We start from the raw sequence: 24,677 nt of genomic DNA, 5'->3' as shown, positions 1-24,677 counted from the left end.
CAAGGCAGATCGCGATGAAAGCTTACGCCGTACCCTTCGAGAAATACGTCAACCTGGCCGACGCCCGCCTGGGCACCCGCGCCATTTCCGTCACCGACGACTGGTTCGCCGACGTCAACCGGCTGTTCCAGCCGACGCCGGCCGTATGGAAGGAGGGCGTGTTCGATGACAACGGCAAGTGGATGGACGGCTGGGAGTCGCGCCGCAAGCGGTTCGAGGGCTACGACCATGCGGTGATCCGCCTGGGCGTGCCGGGCTGGATCAAGGGCGTGGACATCGACACCAGCCACTTCACCGGCAATTTCCCGCCGTCGGCATCGCTGGAGGCCTGCTTCGTCGCCGAGGGCGACCCGAGCGACGCCACCGTCTGGACCGAAATCCTCCCGGCCGTCGAGCTCCAGGGCAACAGCCACCACTACCACGAGATCGCCTTCGAGCAGCCGGTCAGCCACCTGCGCTTCAACATCTACCCGGACGGCGGCGTCGCCCGCCTGCGCGTGCACGGCATCCCGTTCCGCGACTGGAGCGCCATCGGCGACAACGAGCAGGTCGATCTGGCCGCCGCGCTCAACGGCGGTCGCGCGCTGGCCTGCTCCGACGAGCACTTCGGCCGCATGAGCAACATCCTCAACCCGAACCGCGGCGAGAACATGGGCGACGGCTGGGAAACCGCCCGCCGTCGCACGCCCGGCAACGACTGGGTCATCGTTGCCCTCGGCCATCCGGGCGAGATCGAGCGCATCGTCGTCGACACCCTGCACTTCAAGGGCAACTACCCGGACAGCTGCTCGATCCAGGCGGCCTACGTCAAGGGCGGCACCGACAGCCAGATCGAGACCCAGAGCCTGTTCTGGCGCGAACTGCTGCCGAGCCAGAAGCTCTCGATGCACGCCGAGCACGCGTTCGCCGAACAGATCGCCAGGCTCGGCCCGGTGACCCACGTGCGCCTGAACATCTTCCCGGACGGCGGCGTCAGCCGGCTGCGCCTGTTCGGCAAGGTGGCGCGGTAACTGCAACGGCGGCACCGGCCAGGTGCCGCCCCTGGCATAGACACATAGCCCCGTAGGAGCGAGCCTGCTCGCGAATGACACACCCCGGGATCGCGAGCAAGCTCGCTCCTACATTCTCCGGACAACGAGAACAGCATGCGCACACTGACCATCGAACCGCTGACCAAGGACGCCTTCGCCCCCTTCGGCGACGTCATCGAAACCGAAGCCAGCGAGTATTTCATGATCAACAACGGCTCCACCCGCCGCTACCACAAGCTGGCGACCGTGGAGACTACGCAGCCGGAAGACCGCGCGATCATCAGCATCTTCGCCGCCGAGGCGCTGGAGATGCCGCTGGCCATCCGCATGCTGGAGCGCCATCCGCTGGGCAGCCAGGCCTTCGTGCCGCTGCGCGGCAACCCCTTTCTGGTCGTGGTCGCGCCACCTGGCGATGCACCTGTACCGGGCCACGTCCGCGCCTTCGTCAGCAATGGCAGGCAGGGCGTCAATTACCACCGCGGCGTCTGGCACCACCCGGTGCTGACGATCGAAAAGCGGGATGAATTCCTGGTGGTCGATCGCAGCGGTTCCGGCAACAACTGCGACGAGTACTTCTTCACGGAGAGTGAACAGCTTCTCCTCGACCCCCAATCGGAATCGCGCTGAGCATCTGCCGCGTCCGCGACATGCTCGAGCCGGTTCCCACAAGAAGAAACAGCGGCCGCTTCGCCGGCCGTGCGAGAGGTAAACACAAGTGGACGCACATCTGACCGAATGGCTGAACCTGGGTATTCGCTGGATTCACATGATCGTCGGCATCGCCTGGATCGGTGCCTCCTTCTACTTCGTCTGGCTGGAGAACAACCTCAACCGCAGCAACCCGCGCGAAGGGCTCTCGGGTGATCTGTGGGCCATCCACGGTGGCGGCATCTACCACCTGGAGAAATACAAGCTGGCCCCGCCGCAGATGCCGGAGAACCTGCACTGGTTCAAGTGGGAGGCCTATACCACCTGGCTCTCGGGCGTCGCCCTGCTGATGGTGGTCTACTACCTCAACCCGGGCCTGTACCTGATCGCGCCGGGCAGCCAACTGAGCCCGGCCGCCGCCATCGCCATCGGCTTCGGCTCGCTGATCGTCGGCTGGTTCGTCTACGACCTGCTCTGCGACTCGCCGCTGGGCAAGACGCCGGCGCTGCTCGGCCTGGTGCTGTTCGTGCTGGTGATCGCCGCCTGCTGGGGCTATTCGCAAGTGTTCAGCGGCCGTGCGGCCTACATCCACACCGGCGCGCTGATCGGCACCATCATGGTCGGCAACGTGTTCCGCATCATCATGCCGGCCCAGCGCGCGCTGGTGGCGGCCATCGAGCAGAATCGCACGCCCGATCCGCTGCTGCCGGCCAAGGGCCTGCTGCGCTCGCGGCACAACAACTACTTCACCCTGCCGGTGCTGTTCATCATGATCAGCAACCACTTCCCGAGCACCTACGGCAGCCAGTACAACTGGCTGATCCTCGCCGCCCTCGGCGCGCTGTCGGTGCTGGCGCGCCACTACTTCAACACCCGCCACGACAGCAACCGCTTCGCCTGGGCGCTGCCGGCCGCCGCGGTGGGCATGGTCTGCCTGGCCTTCATCACCTCGCCCGCGCGCCAGCCCGCCGCGCCGGATGTCGCCGCCGGCAGCGCGCAGCAGCAGGGCAGCGACGACTTCGCCAAGGTCAGCCAGGTGATCCACGAGCGCTGCACCGTCTGCCACTCGGCGCAGCCGAGCAGCCCGATGTTCAGCGCCGCGCCGGCCGGGGTGATGTTCGATACGCCGCAGCAGATCCGCCAGTTGGCACCGAAGATCCACGCGCAGAGCGTCGCCAGCCAGATCATGCCGCTGGGCAACATCACCCAGATGACCCAGGACGAGCGCGACCTGCTCGCCAGCTGGATCGCCAAGGGCGCCAGCATCGACTGACGCCGCCGGGCCGTTCCCCCACGGGTACGGCCCGCCCCATTCCAACAAGAGCCAACACGACCGCACAACGAAATACCCGGCCCCTCCGAGAGGGGGCTATCGCGACCGCCAACAACAAGAATCGCCCGAGGTGTTTTGCATGAACGACGTCAACGAGCCGGCCGGCGCCTCGCGCCGGCTGCCGCCCCTGCAACTGCTCCTGGTGAGCCTGCAGCACGTGCTGCTGATGTACGGCGGCGCCGTCGCCGTCCCACTGATCGTCGGCCAGGCGGCCGGCCTGCCCCGCGAGGACATCGCCCTGCTGATCAACGCCGACCTGCTGGTGGCCGGCATCGCCACGCTGGTGCAGTCGCTGGGCATCGGCCCGGCCGGCATCCGCATGCCGGTGATGATGGGCGCCAGTTTCGCCGCGGTGAGCAGCATGGTGGTCATGGCCGGCATGCCCGGCGTCGGCCTGCCCGGCATCTTCGGCGCCACCATCGCCGCCGGGCTGTTCGGGCTGCTGATCGCGCCCTTCGTCTGCAAGATCGTGCGCTTCTTCCCGCCGCTGGTGACCGGCACGGTGATCACCTCGATCGGCCTCTCGCTGTTCCCGGTAGCGGTCAACTGGGCAGGCGGCGGCAGCGGCGCGGCGCAGTTCGGCGCCCTGCACTATCTCGGCATCGCCGCGGCGGTGCTGCTCACCATCCTGCTGATCAACCAGTTCCTGCGCGGCTTCTGGGTCAACGTCTCGGTGCTGATCGGCATGGTGCTGGGCTATGTGCTGGCCGCCAGCCTGGGCATGGTCGATCTCTCGGGGCTGGCCCAGGCACCGAGCCTGCAGGTGGTGGCGCCGAACCACTTCGGCGCGCCGACGTTCTCGCTCGCGCCGATCCTGTCGATGTGCCTGGTGGTGGTGATCATCTTCGTCGAGTCGGCCGGCATGTTCCTCGCGCTCGGCAAGATCACCGGCGAGAGCATCGATCCCAAACGCCTGCGCCGCGGCCTGCTGTGCGACGCCGGCGCCACCTTCCTGGCCGGTTTCATGAACACCTTCACCCATTCCTCGTTCGCGCAGAACATCGGCCTGGTGCAGATGACCGGCGTGCGCAGCCGCTACGTCACCGCCCTGGCCGGGGTGATCCTCGTCAGCCTCAGCCTGTTGCCCAAGGCCGCCTTCCTGGTCGCGTCGATTCCGGCTGCCGTGCTCGGCGGCGCCGGCATCGCGATGTTCGGCATGGTGGCGGCCACCGGCATCAGGATCCTGCAGGAAGCCGACATCGGCGATCGCCGCAACCAGCTGCTGGTCGCCGTGAGCATCGGCCTGGGCATGGTGCCGGTGGTGCGCCCGGAATTCTTCGCCCAGCTGCCGCACTGGATGGAACCGATCACCCACAGCGGCATCGCCGTGGCCACCCTCAGCGCGGTGACCCTCAACCTGCTGTTCAACGTGCTCGGCGGCGCCGAGCGCGGCGCGCTGACGGGCGCCAGCGCGGGTCATCGCTGAGGCTGCGCATTCGTCGCAGGCCAGAGGCCCGCCATCGCGCGGGCCTCTGGCTTTTTTACCGGGCCGACTGCGTTCGATCGCCCGTTGCCATGCCGGCTTGGCTAAAATGCGCCGCCCCTGCCCTGCCGGATGCCACCGATGTTAGAAGCCAGCTGGATCGCCTTCGCCTTCACCCTGGGCCTGTTCGCCCGTGCCATCGGCCTGCCGCCGCTGATCGGCTATCTGGGCGCCGGCTTCGCCCTGGCCGCGATCGGCGAACATGTCGGCGTGGGCAAGCAGGACGGCGTGATCCTCCAGCACCTGGCGCACCTCGGCGTGCTCCTGCTGCTGTTCACCGTCGGCCTCAAGCTCAAGCTGGGCAACCTGGTGCGCCGCGAGGTGATCGGCGGCAGCCTGCTGCACTTCGCCATTTCCAGCGTGCTGGTGCTGCCGGCGATCGTGCTGTTCTTCGACGCCAGCTGGCAGGACAGCCTGCTGCTGGCCATCGGCCTGTCCTTTTCCAGCACCGTACTGGCGGCCAAGGTGCTGGAGGGCAAGCGTGAACTGCGTGCCTTCCACGGCCGGGTGGCGATCGGCGTACTGATCATCCAGGACCTGATCGCCCTGGTGGTGATGAGCCTGGCCAGCGGCAAGACGCCGTCGGCCTGGGCGCTGCTGGTGTTTCTGCTGCCGCTGCTGCGGCCGCTGCTGTTCCGCCTGCTCGACCACAGCGGCCACGAGGAACTGCTGGTCCTGCTCGGCCTGATGCTGGCGCTGGTGGTCGGCGGCGCGGGATTCGAGGCGGTCGGGCTGAGCTCGGAACTCGGCGCCCTGGCCTTCGGCGCCATGCTCGCCAAGCATCCGCGCGCCACCGAGCTGTCCAATTCGCTGTGGGCGATCAAGGAAGTCTTCCTGGTCGGGTTTTTCCTGCAGATCGGCATCGGCGGCCTGCCGGATGCCAACGCGATGATCTTCGCCGCCGTGGTGGCACTGCTGCTTCCGCTCAAGGGCGTGCTGTTCTTCTTCCTCTTCCTCAGCTTCCGCCTGCGTGCGCGCAGCGCCTTCCTCAGCGCCGCGAGCCTGACCAACTACAGCGAGTTCGGCCTGATCGTCGCCAGCGTGGTGCTGCCGCAGTGGCTGACGCCGCTGGCGATCAGCGTGGCACTGTCGTTCGTGATTTCGGCGCAGCTCAACCGCGTCGCCCACCCACTGTACGAGCGCCTGGCCAAGCGGCTGATCCCACTGGAGCGCGACATCCGCCACCCCGACGAACAGCCGGTGTCGCTGGGCTGCGCGCAGATCCTGGTGATGGGCATGGGCCGTACCGGACGCGCCGCCTACGATCACCTGCAGCGCAAGGGCTTCCGCCTGGCCAGCCTGGACTCCGACCCGGTGATGGTGGAGCGCAACGCCAAGGAAGGCCGCAACGTGTTCTTCGCCGATGCCGAAGACCAGCTGTTCTGGCAGAACCTGGCGATGAACGACGTGCAGGCCGTGGTGCTGGCGATGAACGATCCCGAGGCCAAGATCATTTCCACCACCAAGCTGCGCGCCATCGGCTTCAAGGGCCTGATCGTGTCCCATGCCATGTACGAGGACATCGCCCTGCGCATCCAGGCCGCCGGCGCGGACCACACCTACCTGACCATGACCGAGGCCGGCACCGGCCTGGCCGAGAACGTCGCCCGGGAGCTGCAGCCGCAGGCCTGAGCGCCGCGCCGGGACGATTGCATTGTTCGGAAACACAACGGCGGCCGCAGATCGTGCCGGCCGGCAAGCGCTTGGGTAAGCTTCGACGGCATCGGACCATCCAGAGGCACCAGCCATGCCCGACCGCTCGACCATCCACCCCAGCGAACATTCGCAACCGAACTGGCACACCCTGCCGGCCGCCGAAGTCGAAACGCAGTTGCAAAGCAGCCCGGGCGGGCTGGCGGACGACGAAGCGGCGCGGCGCATCGCCCAGTACGGTCCCAACCGCCTCGCCCCGCCCAAGCGCCGCGGTGTGCTGACGCGGCTGCTGATGCAGTTCCACAATATCCTGCTCTACGTGATGCTCGGCGCAGCGGTGATCACCGCCATCCTCGGGCACTGGGTCGATACCGGCGTGCTGCTCGCCGCCGTGGTGATCAACGCCATCATCGGCTTCATCCAGGAAGGCAAGGCCGAAGCCGCGCTGGATGCCATCCGCGCCATGCTCTCGCCACACGCCACCGTGGTGCGCGGCGGCGACCGCCGCCAGATAGACGCCGCCGACCTGGTTCCTGGCGATCGGGTCTTGCTGGTTTCCGGCGACCGGGTGCCGGCCGACCTGCGCCTGGTGAAGGCGAAGGAACTGCGTGTCGAGGAAGCCGCGCTCACCGGCGAATCCCTGCCGGTGGAGAAAAGCATCGAAGCGGTGGCGGCCGATGCGCCGCTGGGCGATCGCTACGGCATGGCCTATTCCGGCACGCTGGTGGTGTTCGGCCAGGCCACGGGCATCGTCGTCGCCACTGGCGCGGCGACCGAACTGGGCAAGATCAACCAGATGCTCACCGGCATCCGGAACCTGACCACCCCGCTGCTGCGCCAGGTGGATCATTTCGGCCGCTGGCTGGCCTTCGCCGTGCTGGCCGCCTCCGCCGCCACCTTCGCCCTCGGCACGCTCTGGCGCGGTCATCCGGCCGCCGACATGTTCATGATGGTGGTGGCCCTGGCCGCCTCGGCGATTCCCGAGGGCCTGCCGGCGATCATGACCGTCACCCTGGCCCTGGGCGTGCAGCGCATGGCCCAGCGCAACGCGATCATCCGACGCCTGCCGGCGGTGGAAACCCTGGGCTCGGTGACGGTGATCTGCTCCGACAAGACCGGCACCCTCACCCGCAACGAGATGACCGTGCAACGGGTGGTCTGCGCCGATCACGTATTCGACGTCTCCGGGGTGGGCTACGAACCGGTGGGTGATTGCAAACTCGACGAGCGGATCGTCGACCCCGAGCATTACCCCGCACTGGCGCTGGCGATCCGCACCGGCGTGCTCTGCAACGACGCCCACCTCCAGCAACAGGCCCATCAGTGGCGCGTCATGGGCGATCCCACCGAGGGCGCGCTGCTGGTCCTGGGCGGCAAGGTCGGCTTCAGCCAGCACGTCGCCGACGGCGCCTGGCCGCGTCTGGACTCGATTCCCTTCGAGTCGCAGCACCGCTTCATGGCCTCCTACCACCAGGACAGCGACGGCGCGCCCTGGATCTTCGTCAAGGGCGCGCCCGAGCGCATCCTGGAAATGTGCGGCAGCCAGGCCGGGCACGCCGGCGACCAGCCCATCGACCGCGACTACTGGCGGCGCATGGCGACCGACACTGCGGCCAAGGGGCTGCGCCTGCTGGCGCTGGCCTGCAAGCGCAGCGCGCCGGCGAACGACCAGCTGACCTTCGCCGATGTCGAAGCCGGCTACACCCTGCTGGCGCTGGTCGGCATCATCGACCCGCCGCGCGAGGAAGCCATCGTCGCGGTGGACGAATGCCACCGCGCCGGCATCCGCGTGAAGATGATCACCGGCGACCATGCCGAGACCGCGCGGGCCATCGGCGCCCAGCTCGCCATCGGCGTCGGCAAGCCGGCGGTGACCGGCGCCGAAGTGGCGCTGATGGACGATGCCGCCCTGCGCCAGGTCGCCATGGACGTCGACGTGTTCGCCCGCGCCAGCCCGGAACACAAGCTGCGCCTGGTGCAGGCCCTGCAGGACGACGGCCAGGTCGTGGCCATGACCGGCGACGGGGTCAACGATGCCCCCGCGCTCAAGCGCGCCGACGTCGGCGTGGCCATGGGCCTGAAGGGCACCGAGGCGGCCAAGGAGGCCGCGGACATGGTGCTCGCCGACGACAACTTCGCCACCATCGCCTCCGCCGTGCGCGAAGGCCGCGCGGTCTACGACAACCTGAAGAAGTTCATCCTGTTCATGCTGCCCACCAACGGAGGCGAGGCGCTGGTGGTGATCGCGGCGATCCTCTTCGAACTCACCCTGCCGCTGACGCCGGCGCAGGTGCTGTGGATCAACATGGTCACCTCCAGCACCCTGGGGCTGGCGCTGGCCTTCGAGCCGGCCGAGCGCGGCATCATGGGCCGCCGGCCGCGCCCGCCGGGCGAGGCCCTGCTGTCGGGCTTCTTCGTCTGGCGGGTGCTGATGGTGTCGGTGCTGATGATGACCGGCGCCCTCGGCCTGTTCCTCTGGGAAATGCACAGCAGCGGCAACGTCGAGGCGGCGCGCACCATGGCGGTCAATGCGGTAGTGATGGCGGAGATGTTCTACCTGCTCAACAGCCGCTCGATCCTCGCCTCGGTCGTCAACCGCCAGGGCCTGACGGGCAATCCCTACGTGCTGCTGGCCATCGCCGCCTGCATTCCCCTGCAACTGGCCTTCACCCACGCGCCGCTCATGCAGTCGATCTTCGCTTCGACCGCTCTGTCGCCGCTGCAGTGGGGCCAGGTGGTCTGCGCCGGCCTGCTGGTGTTCGGCATGGCGGAACTGGAAAAGCTGGTGATCCGCCATACGCCGCTGGCCGCGCGAATAGCACCGGCCGGTGCACGCTGAGCCGCGCGCGGCGGCCCTGTTCGAAGCCGGACGGCACGCTCCGGTCCGGCTTCGCAACGGGCGTCAATCCCCCGTCACCGATCGGCCAGCAGCGCATAAAAATTGTGCACAATATTAAAATTAATTGTTTATTAGCCTGTCTACAGATTGCTATAGTCCGAGCATCCTGACCGACCGAACAGGTTTCGGCGGCCAGCGAAAGAGGTGCCGTGAAGCCTCGCAAGCCCATGACCGTACAACAACAAATGGCAGGCTTAACAATGACCGCAACCGAAACCAGGAGCGGCAGCGCTCCGCAAGCGAACCAGGACCTCATCTACCGGCTGGAGGACCGGCCCGCCCCGCTTCCCGCCATCTTCGCCGCCGTGCAGCACGTCCTGGCGAGTTTCGTCGGCATCATCACCCCCACCCTGATCATCGGCAGCGTGCTCGGCCTCGGCCAGTACGTGCCCTACCTGGTCAGCATGGCGCTGTTCGTCTCCGGCATCGGCACCTTCATCCAGGCCAGGCGCATCGGCCCCATCGGCGCCGGCATGCTCTGCCTGCAGGGCACCAGCTTCGGCTTCCTCAGCGCCATCCTCGCGGCCGGCTTCATCGTCAAGAGCCGTGGCGGCAGTCCCGAGGACATCCTCGCCACGCTGTTCGGCATCGGCTTCTGCGCCGCCTTCGTCGAGATCGCCTTCAGCCAGTGCATCAACAAGCTGCGGCGGGTGATCACCCCGGTGGTCACCGGCACCATCATCTGCCTGATGGGCCTCTCGCTGATCAAGGTCTCGATGACCGACATCGCCGGCGGCTACGGCGCCGAGGACCCTGGCGCGTTGCGCAACCTGGCGCTGGCCGGGCTGGTGCTGGGCACCATCATCGTGCTCAACCGCTTCGGCATGCCGCTGCTGCGGCTGTCGGCGGTGATCGTCGCGCTGACCATCGGCTATTTCGCCGCCTGGCTGATGGGCCTGGTGGATTTCTCCAGCCTCGCCACGCTGCCGACGTTCAGCGTGCCGCAGCCGTTCAGGTTCGGCTTCGCCTTCGACTGGATGGCCTTCATCCCGATCGCGGTGATCTTCCTCATCACCCCGCTGGAAACCGCCGGCGACCTGACCGCCAATTCGATGATCTCGCGCCAGCCGGTCCGCGGCCCGCTGTACCTGCGGCGGATCAGGGGCGGCATTCTCGGCGACGGCTGCAGTTCGGTGATCGCCGCGGTATTCAACAGCCTGCCGATGACCACCTTCAGCCAGAACAACGGCGTGATCCAGCTGACCGGGGTCGCCAGCCGCCACGTCGGCCGCTACATCGCGGCGATCCTGATCCTGCTGGCGCTGTTTCCGGCGGTGGGTGGCGTGCTGCAGGCGATGCCCAAGCCGGTCCTCGGCGGCGCCACGCTGATCATGTTCGGCACCGTCGCCATCGCCGGCATCAAGATCCTCGCCGAAGCCGGCCTGAACCGCCGCAACATGCTCATCGTCTCGATCTCGCTGGGCCTCGGGCTCGGCGTCGCAGCGGTACCCGAGGTGCTCAGTCATCTGCCTGAAGTATTGAAGAATATTTTCGGCTCGCCGATTACCATCGGCGCCTTCAGCGCGATCCTGCTCAATCTCTTCCTGCCGCGTGAGCCGGGCGAAGAGGACGTCTTCGACCCCGAAGAGCTGATCGAGGATGCCGTGGGCACCAACACCCTGTCGGTGAACATCCCCGATTACCGGGAGCACGACGGCCACCGCCGCGACGCCATGCCACAGGCCGCCAGGGCCGATTCCACCGGCTGAACGGCGCACGCCTCGCTTCCCGCCGCCGCGACCTTCGCCCAGAATACGCGCCCGGTCGCGCTCGGCCTCGCCCGATAAAAAAACACACAGGAACCCTCCACATGCAACTGAAGACTGCCCCACTCTGCCTCGCCCTCAGCGGCGCCCTGATCGCGACCCCGGCGCTGGCCGGCGACCTGCTGCACTGGCAGGACAACAGCCTGACCTACCTGTACGGCAAGGACTACAAGATCGACCCGGACACCCAGCAGACCGTCACCTTCGAGCACGCCAGCGGCTGGGCCTGGGGCGACATGTTCCTGTTCGTCGACAACATCTGGTTCAACGGCGTCAGCGGTAACGACGGCCACACCTACTACGGCGAATTCAGCCCGCGCCTGTCGCTGGGCAAGATCAGCGGCCGCGAGCTGTCGTTCGGCCCGGTCAAGGACGTGCTGGTCGCCGCCACCTACGAACGCGGCGAAAGCTCGGCCGACGGCGTGCCGAACCAGAACTACCTGCTCGGCCCGGCGGTGGACCTGGAGCTGCCCGGCTTCGACCGCTTCGCCCTCAACCTCTACTACCGCAAGCCCGATGGCTCAACCGGGCGCGCCTCCGGCCAGTGGCAGGTCACCCCGACCTGGGCCATGACCTTCCCGGTCGGCAAGTCCGACATCCTCTTCGACGGCTTCATCGACTGGGTGGTCAACGACGCCGGCTCCGAGTCGCGTGGCGACTTCCTCTCGAAGAACCTGCACATCGTGCCGCAGATCAAGTACGACCTGGGCAAGGCGCTGGACTACACACCGGGCAAGCTCTACGTCGGTATCGAGTACGACTACTGGAGCAACAAGTACGGCCTGGAAGACGGTTCGCTGCCGTTCAAGACCGACCAGAACACCTTCAGCGCCATCGTCAAGGCGCACTTCTAAGCGTCACGGCGAAGGGGCCAGCCCCCTTCGCCCGCCGCCCGGCGCTGGGTTGAGCGTCTCGCGAAGCCGGTGCCAGGGTCCGTTGACGTTTCGCTCGCGGCCGCGCCGGAGCCCGTTTTTGCGCGGAGTAAGGCATGAGGAGAGAAGTTTGGTCATTCCAAATGAACGACGAATAACGCATCGCCGCACAAAAACGGGCCCGGCCCTCCGGGTTGCGCGGCAAATGACACCCGCTGTCGTTGCAGGACTTGACAAGGGAACGACCATTGCCTGCATCCTGCGCCTAACCGGGTGCCATTTGTCGCAGCAACGCGGCTCGCGCCGAAACGTCAACAGGCCCTAGAATGCCGGCGGTCGTCGGCAAGCGACGGCAGCCAGCGAAAAGGCCCTATGTCCAGTATCCGTGAGCGCAACAAAGAGCTGATCCTGAAAGCCGCCAGCGAGGAATTCGCCGAGAAGGGCTTCGCCGCCACCAAGACCAGCGACATCGCCGCCCGCGCCGGGCTGCCCAAGCCCAACGTCTACTACTACTTCAAGTCCAAGGAAAACCTCTATCGCGAGGTACTGGAAAGCATCGTCGAGCCGCTGCTCGAAGCCTCGGCCCCGTTCAACCAGCCGGGCCATCCGGCCGAGGTGCTACGGGCCTACATCCGCACCAAGATCCGCATCTCCCGCGATCACGCCTGTGCATCCAAGGTGTTCGCCAGCGAGATCATGCACGGCGCCCCGCACCTGTCGCCGGAGCGCACCGTCCAGCTCAATGCCCAGGCTGCGCACAACATCGCCTGCATCCAGCGCTGGATCGACCAGGGTCTGATGGCCGACGTCGACCCGCATCACCTGCTGTTCAGCATCTGGGCAGCGACCCAAACCTACGCCGATTTCGACTGGCAGATCAGCACCGTCACCGGCAAGGCCCGCCTCGACGACGCCGATTACGACGCCGCTGCCGAGACCATCATCCGCATGGTGATCAACGGCTGCGAGGTGAGTGACACCGCCGCGCCCAACTGAGCTCCCGGTGCCCGTGCAGCCATAACCATAAAAAGAGGCTCGATATCGGACTGGCAAGATTGGGTGTGTTGAATGAAAGTTTTGCTTTCATGGGCGTTTAGCGAGTTGCTTGAAGGCTTGGTTTCGCCCTGCTGGGCGAGTTCCTTTTGGCAGTCGCCCGGATGGCCGGCCCCGCCAAAAGGAACCAAAAAGTCTTGCCCCTGCATACGGCCCTGCGCTTCGCTCCGGGTCCGTTCGCTCCATCGCCGCTTCAGGGGTCGGCTTACAAGGGCCATCCATGGCCCTTTAAGCGGGGACGCCCAGTCCTTTCGCCGCATCCCTGCGGCTCAACCCCCTACGCAACGATTCCGCTCACCCTCCTGAAGGGGCGTTGGGTGTCGCCTGATGGTTCGTGCAGAAAGAAAAAGCCAAGCCAAAGAAAACATCAACGATCTTCCAGGCAACTCGGACTCCATTCCCCGTCAGGAGGCCGAGTGGAGGTGTCGCGCAGGGGGACGCGAGGCATGGACGCCGAGCGAGGAATGATGGGACAGGGACGTCCCATCGTGACGGCCCCCGGAGCGGCACCGGAAGGAGGGAACCCCGGCGCAGCCGGGGCCGGATGTCGGGTGGCCTTCTTTTTGGTTCCTTTTTCTTGGCCAAACAAGAAAAAGGGACTCGCCCAGCAGGGCGAAACCAGAAGTATCAGCACACTCGATAAGCGATTTAACGACCAAGTCTCAGACTAAACCGAACAGCAGCACCATCACCCAATTTTGCCAGTCCGGTGCCAAGCATCCATATCCCATGAAATGCGAAAAAACGCAGCCGGCGCAGGGTCAGCCGCGCGCCCGTGCCGCATCGCGTAGCGCCTTGACCTGGTCATGGTTACGCAGCACCCCCTGATACTGCCGCTCGACGATGGTACGCACCTCCGCCGGCAGATCCTTCTCCAGCGCCTTGCGGTAGCTTCTCACCGCCACATCCTCGCCACGCTCGCATTCGTTGAGGATCGCCTCGTCGTCCTTGCCGGTGATCATCGACTTGAGGTCGACCCAGCGCCGGTGCATGTCACCAGCCACGCTGGTGCTGGTTTCCGGGGCGCCACCCAGGGTGCGCACCAGTTGCTGCAGCTCGGTCGCCGCGGTGGCACAGTCGCGCGCGCGCTGGTTCATGATGCTCTTGAGCTGCGGCTCGCGCAGATCCTCGGCACACTCCATGAAGCCCTTCTCGCCATCCTTGCTGGTCTCGATCAGATCGTTCAGTACGGAAATCGTATCTTTCGTATCCATTTCTCTCTCCTGCGGGACCGATTGAAATGGCCGGAATGATCGCGGCCTGCTTTCAAAATCGACTGCCCCGCAAGAACAAAGGTTCAGCGCAACCGCCCGGAGGCAACCGGCCTGCAGGCCACCTTCGCGCAAAAGGCGGTGCTCAGCGGCGCAGTTGCTCGAGCGGCGCCGGCCGGCCGAGCAGATAGCCCTGCGCCTTGTTGACCTGCAGCCGGCGCAGCACCGCGAGTTCGGCCTCGGTTTCGACACCTTCGGCCACCACCTTGCAGCCGGTCTCCTCGGCGAAGCGGATCAGCGCAGCGGCCAGCGCCCGGCAATCGGCGTCACTGTCGAGGTTGTGGATGAGGCTGCCGTCGAGTTTGATCACGTCCGGCTTGAGCCTGAGGATGTGGCGAAAGCTGGCATAGCCGGCGCCAGCGTCGTCCACCGCCAGGCGCAGCCCCCGCTCGCGCAAGGGGCGCAACACATCGGCCATGAGCGTGTAATCCGGAACCGAGGCATGCTCGGTCACCTCCAGCATCAGCCGGTCCAGCGGCTGCCCGCCGAGAACCTGGTCCAGACCTCCGGCCAGAATCGTGTCGGGCGACACGTTGAGCGAGAGGTAGCTGTCCGCCGGCAGGTGCCTGAGCCCCTGCAGAGCCGCCTCGATCAGCGCGACTTCCAGTTCCTGCTGAAGCCCGACCAGGCCCGCCTCGGCGAACCACTGGTCAGGGGAGCGCTGCGGCACCGCGCGAAAGCGCGCCAGCGCCTCATGGCCGACCACACGCCCCTCCCCCACATGGACGATGGGCTGGTAGACCACCGCGTAGGCGCGCTCGGCCAGGACCGAACGGATCCGTGCCTGCATCTCGTCACGTCCGCGCTCGCGCCTGACCTGGTATTCGAGCAGGCGGCCGGCGAAACCGGCGAACAACCGCAGGGTGTTCAGGTCCCGCTCGTTGAGGCTGCCGTCAGGCTGCGTGCTGAAACAGCAGAAGGTGCCGTAGAGTCTGCCGTCGCTGAAACGGATCGGCACGCTGAGGTGCGCGCCCACCGGCAGCGCGCGGGTCACCGGCAGCAGCAGGGCCTCGGCCAGCTGCGAGGCGTCGTTGATCAGCTCCGGCAGGCGGCCATCGACAATACGCTGGCAGTAGCTGTCTTCGAGCGGGCCGGCGTCACCGGCGCTGATCGTCACACGCTCGGTACGGCCATCGACATAGCGGAATATCCGCTCCTCGCCACTGAACTCGGCGATGAAGGCCACCTCCATGCCGAGATGGGTCCGTACCGAATGCAGGGCCTCGCAGAGCATCCCGCCAAGGGACAGGTCCTGCGTCTCCAGCATCTCCAGGAGAGGAAGCGATTGCGGCCCGCATTGCGCAGCCAGCGCGGAATCGATTTGCCTGAGCATCCGTACCTCCTGCCGAAAGCCTAGTGCACGCCCGGGCAACCGCACGGGCGCCGATTTCCCCACCTTAGAAGGCCGCCGACGAAACCGCCAGCGGCCGGCGAGGCGCGCTGGCGGGACTATTTGGCCGGTGCTCGCCGCCGCTTGGCGGCCGGGCCATCGGGTGGCGCGGCCAGCTCGATCCAGGCCGGGGCGTGATCGCTGGCATGCTCCTGGTCGCGCACCCAGCGGTCGACGCCCGCGTCCCGCAGACGCAGTGCCAGGTCGGGGCTGAGCAGCAGGTGGTCGATACGCAGGCCGGAGTTCTTCGGCCAGTGCTGACGGAAGTAATCCCAGAAGGTATAGATCCGCGCCTGCGGGTGCTGCGCGCGCAACGCATCGGTCCAACCCTGGGCGAGCAGGCGCCGGTAGCCGTCGCGGCTTTCCGGCTGCAGCAGCGCATCCTTCAGCCAGGAGCGCGTGTTGTAGATGTCTTCGTCGGTCGGCACCACGTTGTAGTCGCCGGCCAGCACCACCGGGTGGCCGCTGTCGAGCAGGCCGCGGGCGTGCACGATCAGCCGCTCGAACCAGGCCAGCTTGTAGTCGAACTTCGGCCCCGGCTGCGGGTTGCCGTTGGGCAGGTAGAGGCTGGCGACGACGATGCCATGAGCCGCGGCTTCCAGATAACGGCTGTGGCTGTCGTCCGGATCGCCGGGCAGGCCGCGGCGAATCTCCAGCGGATCGCCACCACGGGCCAGGATCGCCACGCCGTTCCAGGATTTCTGCCCATGCCAGAGCGCGCCGTAGCCGGCACCGTGAATGGCGTCGATGGGGAAATCGGCATCGGCGGCCTTCAACTCCTGCAGGCACACCACGTCGGGCTGTTCGCGCTCGAGCCATTCGAGCAGGTTCGGCAGGCGCGCACGGATACCGTTGATGTTGAAGGTGGCGATTTTCAGCGTGTCCACGGCAGGCCTCGCGACGAGAAGGCGAGTTTGAGGGTAGCAGCTGTTCTGACCGCACCAGCGTGCGGAGGTGCTCGCGAGCGACACAGCTCGAGGTGACGTAGGTTGGGTTGAGCGCCGCGAAGCCCAACGGGCACAACATCAGGCAGCGCTTGCGTGCGATGTTGGGCTTCGCCGCTACGCAGCTCAACCCAACCTACATAGCTCAACGCACCTCCCAGTACCCCGGCGCGTTGTAGATGGCCTTCAGGTAGTCGATGAAGAAGCGCACCTTCGCCGGCAGGTAGCGCTGCTGCGGGTATACCGCCTGGATGTCGTAGGCCGGCAGGGCGTACTCGTCGAGCACCGTCACCAGTTCGCCGCGCTTGAGCTCGGCCTGGATCTCCCAGGTCGAACGCCAGCCGATCCCGAGGCCCTGCTTGACCCAGTCGAACAGCAGCTCGCCATCGTTGCAGTCCAGGTTGCCGGCCACGCGGATCGCCACCTGCTTGCCGTCACGCAGGAAGGTCCAGCCGCGCTGCTGGCCGCCCTGCAGGTTGAACGCCAGGCAGTTGTGCCGCGCCAGCTCCTCCAGCGTCTGCGGCGTGCCGTGGGTGGCGAAGTACTCCGGTGCGCCGCAGACCACCCGCCGGTTGGGGAACAGCTTGAGCGCCACGTAGTTGGGGTCGGTGACCTCGCCGATGCGGATGCCCATGTCGTAGCCATGGCGCACCAGGTCGACCACGCTGTCGGTGAAGTTGAACGACAGCTGCAGGTCTGGATAGCGCGCCTGGAACGCCGGCGCGTGCGGGCCGATGTGCCGGCGGCCGAACGCCGCCGGCGCCGAGACCACCAGGTGGCCGCGCACCGAGGTGCGGTCGTGGCTGATGCTGGCATCCACCTCGTCGAACTCCTTGAGCAGCGCCCGCGCCCGCTCCAGGTACTGCTCGCCCAGGTCGGTCAGCGACAGCCCGCGGGTGGAGCGGTGCATCAGCTTCACCCCCAGGTGCCGCTCCAGCGCATCCAGGCGCCGGCCCATCACCACCGGGGTGACGTTTTCCTGATGCGCGGCGGCGGCGAAGCTGCCGCAGTCGGCCACCAGCACGAAGCTGCGCAGGGTCGTATAGCGGTCCATTCGATACTCCTGATATCGACAGAACTGAAGTCTCGGCCAATTCCGCCATGGAATCCAGGCCGGCATGCTTGGGCCACCTACAAAAACTATCGGATCCCTCGAGGAGGAAGAACCATGGCCCGCATGAGAGCAATCGATGCCGCCGTCGCGGTAATGCGCAAGGAAGGCATCGACACCGCCTTCGGCATTCCCGGCGCGGCGATCAACCCGCTGTATTCCGCCCTGCGGGCCGACGGCGGCATCCGCCACATCCTCGCCCGCCACGTCGAGGGCGCCTCGCACATGGCCGAGGGCTATACCCGCGCCCGGCCTGGCAACATCGGCGTGTGCATCGGCACCTCGGGCCCGGCCGGCACCGACATGATCACCGGCCTGTACTCCGCCTCGGCCGACTCCATCCCGATCCTCTGCATCACCGGCCAGGCGCCGCGTGCCCGCCTGCACAAGGAAGACTTCCAGGCCGTGGACATCGAGTCCATCGCCAAGCCCGTCACCAAGTGGGCGGTCACCGTGCTCGAACCGGCGCTGGTGCCGCGGGTGTTCCAGCAGGCCTTCCACGTGATGCGCTCCGGCCGCCCCGGCCCGGTGCTGATCGACCTGCCGTTCGACGTGCAGATGGCCGAGATCGAGTTCGACGTCGAGACCTACGAGCCGCTGCCGGTCTACAAGCCGGCGGCCAGCCGCGCGCAGGTCGAGAAGGCGCTGGACATGCTCTGCGCCGCCGAGCGCCCGCTGATCGTCGCCGGCGGCGGTATCTACAACGCCGGTGCCGAAGCGCTGCTGGTGGAGTTCGCCGAGACCCTCGGCGTGCCGGTGATCCCGACGCTGATGGGCTGGGGCTCGATCCCCGACGACCACCCGCTGATGGCCGGCATGTGCGGGCTGCAGACCAGCCACCGCTACGGCAACGCCAACATGCTGGCCTCGGATTTCGTGCTCGGCATCGGCAACCGCTGGGCCAACCGCCACACCGGCTCGGTGGAGGTCTATACCAAGGGCCGCACCTTCGTCCACGTCGACATCGAGCCGACCCAGATCGGCCGGGTGTTCGCCCCCGACTACGGCATCGTCTCCGACGCCGGCGCTGCGCTCGAGCTGTTCGTCGAAGTGGCCAAGGCGCGCAAGGCCGAGGGCCGCCTGCCGGATCGCCGCGCCTGGGCCGCCGACTGCCAGGAGCGCAAGCGCACCCTGCTGCGCAAGACGCACTTCGACGAGGTGCCGATGAAGCCGCAGCGCGTCTACCAGTGCATGAACAACGCCTTCGGCAAGGACGCCTGCTACGTCAGCACCATCGGCCTGTCGCAGATCGCCGCCGCGCAGTTCCTGCACGTCTACAAGCCGCGCCACTGGATCAACTGCGGCCAGGCCGGCCCGCTCGGCTGGACCATCCCGGCGGCCCTCGGCGTGCGCGCCGCGGACCCGGCGCGCAAGGTGGTGGCGCTGTCGGGCGACTACGATTTCCAGTTCATGGTCGAGGAGCTGGCAGTGGGCGCGCAGTTCAAGCTGCCGTACATCCACATCCTGGTGAACAACGCCTACCTCGGGCTGATCCGCCAGGCGCAGCGCGGTTTCGACATGGACTACTGCGTGCAGCTGGGCTTCGAGAACATCAATGCCGACCAGAGCGGCATGGAAGGCTACGGCGTCGATCACGTCGCGGTGGTCGAGGGCCTGGGCTGCAAGGCGATCCGCGTGTTCCGCCAGGAGGAGCTGCGCCCGGCCATCGAACAGGCCGAGGCCTGGATGGCCGAGCACCAGGTCCCGGTGGTGATCGAGGTGATCCTCGAACGGGTGACCAACATCGCCATGGGCACCGAGATCGACGCCATCAACGAGTTCGAAGCGCTGGCCAGCGGCCGCGAGGACGCGCCGACCGCGGTCGGGCTGCTGGATTGAGGCGTCCCGACACGGTGGATAAGCCGCAAGCGGCGTTATCCACCCTACGCCAAAGCAAACCGTAGGGTGGATGTCGCGAAGCACATCCACCGAAACCGCAACACCGAGGATGGCTGCGCGTCGCGCAACCACCACGAGCAACACCGAACTGTCCCTACAGACATCAGGAGAAAACCCATGCCCCGTTTTGCCGCCAACCTGTCGATGCTGTTCACCGAGCAGGACTTCATGGAGCGCTTCGCCGCCGCCGCCCAGGCCGGTTTCACCGGCGTCGAATACCTGTTCCCCTACGACTACCCGGCCGAGGAGATCAAGACCCGGCTGGACGCCAACGGCCTGACCCAGGTGCTGTTCAACCTGCCGGCCGGCGACTGGGCGGGCGGTGAGCGCGGCATCGCGATCTTCCCCGAGCGGGTCGCGGAGTTCCGCGCCGGTGTCGACCAGGCCATCGCCTACGCCAAGGTGCTGGGCAACACCCAGGTCAACTGCCTGGCCGGCATCGCCCCGCGCGACGCGGACATGGCCGTACTGGAGGCCACCTTCGTCGAGAATCTGCGCTACGCCGCGGAGAAACTGCAGGCCGCCGGCATCCGCCTGGTGATGGAGATGATCAACACCCGCGACATCCCGCGCTTCTTCCTCAACACCACCGCGCAGGCCCTGGCGATCCGCGAGCGGGTCGGCCACGCCAACCTCGCGCTGCAGTACGACATCTACCACATGCAGATCATGGAAGGTGATCTGGCGCGGACCCTGGAAAACAACCTGGCGGTGATCGACCACGTGCAACTGGCCGACAACCCCGGCCGCCACGAGCCGGGCACCGGCGAGATCAACTACCGCTTCCTGTTCCAGCACCTGGATCGCATCGGCTACCAGGGCTGGGTCGGCTGCGAATACAAGCCGGCCACCACCACCGAGGCGGGCCTCGGCTGGCTGAAGAGCCACAACGCCATCTGACCGCCACACCGACGCTCAAGCAGCAACGCAGGCCCCACGGCGGCCTGCCCCCACAGAATCGAGGAGAACACACATGGCTAAGATCGGATTCATCGGCACCGGCATCATGGGCAAGCCCATGGCAATCAACCTGCAGCAGGCCGGCCACCAGATCTTTCTGTCCCAGCACCACGACCAGGCGCCGGCCGAACTGACCGAAGCCGGCGCCGTCGCCCTGGCCAACCCCAAGGAAGTGGCGCAGGAAGCCGAGTTCATCATCGTCATGGTGCCGGACACCCCGCAGGTCGAGGACGTGCTGTTCCGCGCCGATGGCGTCGCCGCCGGCGTCGGTGCCGGCAAGGTGGTGATCGACATGAGCTCGATCTCGCCGACCGCGACCAAGCAGTTCGCCGAGAAGATCAAGGCGAGCGGTGCCGAGTACCTCGATGCCCCGGTCTCCGGCGGTGAAGTCGGCGCCAAGGCGGCCACCCTGTCGATCATGGTCGGTGGCAGCGAAGCGGCCTTCGAACGCGCCCTGCCGCTGTTCCAGGCGATGGGCAAGAACATCACCCGCGTCGGCGACAGCGGTGCGGGCCAGACCGCCAAGGTGGCCAACCAGATCATCGTCGCGCTGAACATCCAGGCGGTGGCCGAGGCGCTGCTGTTCGCCGCCAAGAACGGTGCCGATCCGGCCCGGGTGCGCGAGGCGCTGATGGGCGGCTTCGCCGGCTCGAAGATCCTCGAAGTGCATGGCGAGCGCATGATCAAGGGCACTTTCGATCCGGGCTTCCGCATCGCCCTGCACCAGAAGGACCTCAACCTGGCACTTGCCGGCGCCCGCGAGCTGGGCCTGAACCTGCCCAACACCGCCAATGCCCAGCAGGTGTTCAGCACCTGCGCGGCGCTCGGCGGCAGCGGCTGGGACCACTCGGCGCTGATCAAGGGCCTGGAGCACATGGCCAATTTCTCGATCCGCGAGGAGTAAGCCTTCGGGCACGCTGCAACGGGCCAGCGCCCCCACCTTCAGGGACAGACAGACCGGGTGGTGGGTAAGCGCGACAGCCGAGGCAGCTCCGCTCAAAGGGTCGGGCTTCGGTACGCAAGGTCGGAATCATCGCGTCTCCCCACGACCAGGCACCTTGCACACCTCGGAGCTCGACCGCCGCCTTCGGGCGGCACCCTTTCGATTCGCCCGGCAGAAGGAGTCACGGCCCGACTGCCGGGCGGGTCGATTCCAGCCCTCAGTGCTTGCGCCGGCGAGCATTAAGGTCTGCAATCGGCCCCACCCGCAATGAACCAAGGAGCCTTTCCATGACCCTCGATCCGCAAGCCCTGCTGCGCCAGTTGTTCGACAGTGCCATCGAGGCCGCCCATCCGCGCCATGTACTCGCCGACCATCTACCCGAAGACCGCAGCGGCCGCGCCATCGTCATCGGTGCCGGCAAGGCCGCGGCGGCCATGGCCGAAGCCATCGAGAAGGTCTGGGAAGGCGATCTGTCCGGGCTGGTGGTGACCCGCTACGAGCACCACGCCGACTGCCGGCGCATCGAGGTGGTCGAGGCTGCGCACCCGGTGCCGGACGATGCCGGAGAGCGCGTCGCGCGCCGCGTGCTGGAGCTGGTCGGCAACCTCGAGGAAAGCGACCGGGTGATCTTCCTGCTCTCCGGCGGCGGCTCGTCGCTGCTGGCATTGCCGGCCGAGGGCATCTCGCTGGCCGACAAGCAGGCGATCAACAAGGCGCTGCTGCGCTCCGGCGCGCACATCGGCGAGATGAACTGCGTGCGCAAGCACCTCTCGGCGATCAAGGGCGGCCGCCTGGCCCGGGCCTGCTGGCCGGCCAGCGTGTACACCTACGCGATCTCCGACGTGCCCGGCGACGAGGCGACGGTGATCGCCTCCGGCCCCACCGTCGCCGACCCAACCACCTCGGCCGAGGCGCTGGCGATTCTCGAGCGCTACCACATCGAAGTGCCGGCCAACGTGCGCGCCTGGCTCGAGGACCCGCGCTCGGAGACGCTCAAGCCGGGCGATCCGATGCTCGCGCGCAGCCACTTCCGGCTGATCGCCACGCCACAGCAGTCGCTCGACGCCGCCGCCGCGGTAGCCCGTGCCGCCGGCATCACCCCGCTGATCCTCGGCGACCTGGAAGGCGAAGCGCGCGAGGTGGCCAAGGTGCATGCCGGCATCGCCCGCCAGGTCGTGCTGCACGGCCAGCCGATTGCCGCGCCCTGCGTGATCCTCTCCGGCGGCGAGACCACGGTGACCGTGCGCGGCAACGGCCGCGGCGGGCGCAACGCCGAATTCCTGCTCGGCCTCACCGAAGCGCTGCAGGGCCTGCCCGGCGTGCATGCGCTGGCCGGCGACACCGACGGCATCGACGGTTCGGAGGACAACGCCGGCGCGCTGATGACCCCGGACAGCTTCGCCCGCGCCGAGGCGCTGGGCCTGCGCGCCGCCGACGCCCTGGCCAACAACGACGGCTATGGCTATTTCGCCGCGCTGGACAGCCTGATCGTCACCGGCCCGACGCGCACCAACGTCAACGATTTCCGCGCCATCCTGATCCTGCCACCGGACGCCTGAGGCGTCCCTGCGAGCCCGCCATGACACCCGACAAGAAGGTCAAGATCCTCGCCACCCTCGGCCCCGCCACCCGCGGCATCGACGATGTCCGTGAGCTGGTGGAAGCCGGCGTCAACCTGTTCCGCCTGAACTTCAGCCACGGCGAGCACGCCGACCACGCCCAGCGCTATGCCTGGATTCGCGAGGTGGAACGCCAGCTGAACCAGCCGATCGGCATTCTCATGGACCTGCAGGGCCCCAAGCTCAGGGTCGGCCGCTTTGCCGAGGGCAAGGTGCAACTGGAGCGCGGCCAGCGCTTTCGCCTCGACCTCGACGAGAGCCCGGGCGACCGCCAGCGGGTGATGCTGCCGCACCCGGAGATCATCGCCGCGCTGGAGCCGGGCATGACCCTGCTGATCGACGACGGCCGGCTGCGCCTGACGGTACTGTCCAAGCAGGACGACGCCATCGAGACGCGAGTGATCGCCGGCGGCGAGTTGTCCGACCGCAAGGGCGTCAACGTGCCCGAGGCGGTGCTGGAGCTCAGCCCGCTGACCGACAAGGACCGCCGCGACCTGGCCTTCGGCCTGGAGCTGGGCGTCGACTGGGTGGCACTGTCGTTCGTCCAGCGCCCGCAGGACATCCACGAGGCCCGCGCGCTGATCGGCAAGCGCGCCTTCCTCATGGCCAAGATCGAGAAGCCCTCGGCGGTGCAGCACCTGCGCGAGATCGCCCGGCTGTCGGACGCGATCATGGTGGCGCGCGGCGACCTGGGCGTGGAGGTGCCGGCCGAGAACGTGCCGCGCATCCAGAAGGACATCGTGCGCATCTGCCGCCAGCTCGGCCGGCCGGTGGTGGTCGCCACGCAGATGCTCGAATCCATGCGCTTCTCGCCGGCGCCGACCCGCGCGGAAGTCACCGACGTCGCCCATGCGGTGGCCGAAGGCGCCGATGCGGTGATGCTCTCGGCCGAGACCGCCTCCGGCGACTACCCGCTGGAAGCGGCCAGCATGATGAGCAAGATCATCCGCCAGGTGGAAAGCGGCCCGGACTACCAGGCCCAGCTCGACGTGCACCGGCCGAGCGCCGAGGCCACCCTGCCGGACGCCATCAGCTGCGCGATCCGCCGCATCTGCGCCATCCTGCCGGTGGCGGTGCTGGTCAACTACACCGAGTCCGGGCGCTCCAGCCTGCGTGCCTCGCGCGAGCGCCCGGCGACGCCGATCCTCAGCCTGACGCCGAGCCCCGCCACCGCGCGCAAGCTGACCGTCGCCTGGGGCGTGTATTCGGTGATCGACGCGCCCATGCGCGACATGGAGCAGGTCTGCCTCAACGCGCTGGAACTGGCCCGCGCCCAGGGCATGGCCGGCAGCGGCGACACCGTGCTGGTCACCGCCGGGGTGCCACTCGGCCAGCCGGGCACGACCAACTCGCTGCGCATCGAAATCCTCGACTGACGCCGGCCGGGCGCCCGCCCGGTTTCCCGGAGGAAGCGCGTGCAGGAGCGCGCCATGCGCGCGAGCCCCGGACCACGGGGCTCAACCACGGGTCGCCAGCGGGTCCTGTTCCTGCGGGTAGAGGTGTTCTTCCTCGATGCGCCCGTCGTCGCCATGCACCCTCACCGAGGCCGTGCGCAGTTTCATGTAGTCGCGGGTTTCGTCGAGGATGTCCTGCCGGGTCGATGTTTCGATCAGTGCGCGCTTGTCGCCCTCTTCGCGTAGCACCCAGCGATCGTCCTCGTGGGTGATGTGATAGATCTCCATGGCAGCCTCTGCGGTTGATGACGGTTCTTATATAGAGGCCAGGTCCAGCACCGAGGTTCGGCTCCTCGCGCAAGGTAAATTTCACCACAAAGGGTTCCGATAACCGCGCAACAGCCGGGT

Annotated in this window: 18 protein-coding genes and 1 pseudogene; 14 read left to right on the top strand and 5 right to left on the bottom strand. The window is 67.2% G+C overall.

The features are described from left to right. The first annotated feature begins 14 nt into the window (after nucleotides 1-14). The 9 genes from alc to CXK94_RS07850 all read left to right on the top strand — a co-directional run bounded on the left by alc (nucleotide 15) and on the right by CXK94_RS07850 (nucleotide 12,681). On the top strand, nucleotides 15-1,010 hold the full coding sequence (gene alc, locus CXK94_RS07890) for an allantoicase (RefSeq protein ID WP_102893912.1): 996 nt from the start codon (nucleotides 15-17) through the stop codon (nucleotides 1,008-1,010). Nucleotides 1,011-1,145: 135 nt separating this feature from the next. After that, entirely contained in the window at nucleotides 1,146-1,658 is a 513-nt protein-coding gene (locus tag CXK94_RS07885) for an ureidoglycolate lyase (protein WP_102893911.1), read from the top strand. A gap of 88 nt (nucleotides 1,659-1,746) precedes the next feature. After that, nucleotides 1,747-2,952 carry a urate hydroxylase PuuD gene (locus tag CXK94_RS07880; RefSeq protein ID WP_102893910.1) on the top strand — a complete coding sequence of 402 codons (1,206 nt, stop codon included), beginning with the start codon at nucleotides 1,747-1,749 and terminating at the stop codon, nucleotides 2,950-2,952. A gap of 139 nt (nucleotides 2,953-3,091) precedes the next feature. Beyond that, a complete protein-coding gene (locus CXK94_RS07875; RefSeq protein WP_102893909.1) occupies nucleotides 3,092-4,438 on the top strand; it encodes a nucleobase:cation symporter-2 family protein in 1,347 nt (448 codons plus the stop codon). A gap of 138 nt (nucleotides 4,439-4,576) precedes the next feature. Next, the gene (locus CXK94_RS07870) at nucleotides 4,577-6,127 is read left to right on the top strand and encodes a cation:proton antiporter family protein (protein ID WP_037038393.1); all 1,551 of its coding nucleotides are present in this window, start codon (nucleotides 4,577-4,579) and stop codon (nucleotides 6,125-6,127) included. A 115-nt stretch (nucleotides 6,128-6,242) separates the two neighbouring features. Then, nucleotides 6,243-8,987, top strand: coding sequence for a cation-transporting P-type ATPase (locus CXK94_RS07865; RefSeq protein WP_102893908.1), 2,745 nt, complete (start codon nucleotides 6,243-6,245; stop codon nucleotides 8,985-8,987). Nucleotides 8,988-9,247: 260 nt separating this feature from the next. Beyond that, nucleotides 9,248-10,756: a uracil-xanthine permease family protein gene (locus CXK94_RS07860; protein ID WP_180984398.1), complete on the top strand. Its 1,509-nt coding sequence runs from the start codon at nucleotides 9,248-9,250 to the stop codon at nucleotides 10,754-10,756. A 101-nt stretch (nucleotides 10,757-10,857) separates the two neighbouring features. After that, nucleotides 10,858-11,667 carry an outer membrane protein OmpK gene (locus CXK94_RS07855; protein WP_102893907.1) on the top strand — a complete coding sequence of 270 codons (810 nt, stop codon included), beginning with the start codon at nucleotides 10,858-10,860 and terminating at the stop codon, nucleotides 11,665-11,667. A 390-nt stretch (nucleotides 11,668-12,057) separates the two neighbouring features. Beyond that, a complete protein-coding gene (locus CXK94_RS07850) occupies nucleotides 12,058-12,681 on the top strand; it encodes a TetR/AcrR family transcriptional regulator (protein WP_102893906.1) in 624 nt (207 codons plus the stop codon). An 818-nt stretch (nucleotides 12,682-13,499) separates the two neighbouring features. On the opposite strand, the gene CXK94_RS07845 is transcribed toward CXK94_RS07850, so the two are convergent. The 4 genes from CXK94_RS07845 to CXK94_RS07830 all read right to left on the bottom strand — a co-directional run bounded on the left by CXK94_RS07845 (nucleotide 13,500) and on the right by CXK94_RS07830 (nucleotide 17,397). Next, on the bottom strand, nucleotides 13,500-13,952 hold the full coding sequence (locus CXK94_RS07845; RefSeq protein ID WP_037043204.1) for a PA2169 family four-helix-bundle protein: 453 nt from the start codon (nucleotides 13,950-13,952) through the stop codon (nucleotides 13,500-13,502). A 142-nt stretch (nucleotides 13,953-14,094) separates the two neighbouring features. Next, nucleotides 14,095-15,276, bottom strand: a complete 1,182-nt coding sequence (locus tag CXK94_RS07840; protein WP_371257632.1) for a sensor domain-containing phosphodiesterase — start codon at nucleotides 15,274-15,276, stop codon at nucleotides 14,095-14,097. Nucleotides 15,277-15,458: 182 nt separating this feature from the next. Next, complete coding sequence (locus tag CXK94_RS07835) at nucleotides 15,459-16,286, bottom strand: exodeoxyribonuclease III (RefSeq protein WP_102893905.1); 828 nt, start codon at nucleotides 16,284-16,286, stop codon at nucleotides 15,459-15,461. A 202-nt stretch (nucleotides 16,287-16,488) separates the two neighbouring features. After that, nucleotides 16,489-17,397, bottom strand: coding sequence for a LysR family transcriptional regulator (locus CXK94_RS07830; protein WP_037043208.1), 909 nt, complete (start codon nucleotides 17,395-17,397; stop codon nucleotides 16,489-16,491). Nucleotides 17,398-17,511: 114 nt separating this feature from the next. Here CXK94_RS07830 and gcl point away from each other — a divergent pair, with 114 nt between their 5' ends. From gcl to pyk, 5 genes and pseudogenes are all read left to right on the top strand, one after another. Beyond that, nucleotides 17,512-19,293 carry a glyoxylate carboligase gene (gene gcl, locus CXK94_RS07825; RefSeq protein ID WP_102893904.1) on the top strand — a complete coding sequence of 594 codons (1,782 nt, stop codon included), beginning with the start codon at nucleotides 17,512-17,514 and terminating at the stop codon, nucleotides 19,291-19,293. Nucleotides 19,294-19,470: 177 nt separating this feature from the next. Beyond that, nucleotides 19,471-20,253, top strand: coding sequence for a hydroxypyruvate isomerase (gene hyi / locus CXK94_RS07820; RefSeq protein WP_102893903.1), 783 nt, complete (start codon nucleotides 19,471-19,473; stop codon nucleotides 20,251-20,253). 31 nt (nucleotides 20,254-20,284) lie between these two features. Continuing rightward, a pseudogene (locus CXK94_RS07815) lies at nucleotides 20,285-21,217 on the top strand (2-hydroxy-3-oxopropionate reductase); the annotation flags it as partial. 326 nt (nucleotides 21,218-21,543) lie between these two features. Next, complete coding sequence (locus tag CXK94_RS07810) at nucleotides 21,544-22,815, top strand: glycerate kinase type-2 family protein (RefSeq protein ID WP_102893901.1); 1,272 nt, start codon at nucleotides 21,544-21,546, stop codon at nucleotides 22,813-22,815. A 20-nt stretch (nucleotides 22,816-22,835) separates the two neighbouring features. Beyond that, complete coding sequence (gene pyk, locus CXK94_RS07805) at nucleotides 22,836-24,251, top strand: pyruvate kinase (protein WP_102893900.1); 1,416 nt, start codon at nucleotides 22,836-22,838, stop codon at nucleotides 24,249-24,251. Between the two features lie 81 nt (nucleotides 24,252-24,332). On the opposite strand, the gene CXK94_RS07800 is transcribed toward pyk, so the two are convergent. Beyond that, a complete protein-coding gene (locus tag CXK94_RS07800) occupies nucleotides 24,333-24,557 on the bottom strand; it encodes a DUF2188 domain-containing protein (protein ID WP_037043216.1) in 225 nt (74 codons plus the stop codon). Nucleotides 24,558-24,677: the final 120 nt, after the last annotated feature.

Source organism: Stutzerimonas stutzeri (genome assembly GCF_002890915.1).
Classification (GTDB): Bacteria; Pseudomonadota; Gammaproteobacteria; order Pseudomonadales; family Pseudomonadaceae; genus Stutzerimonas; species Stutzerimonas stutzeri_AF.
The sequence above is the reverse complement of the archived record's forward strand: the minus strand, read 5'-3'. Positions and strand labels throughout refer to the sequence as shown.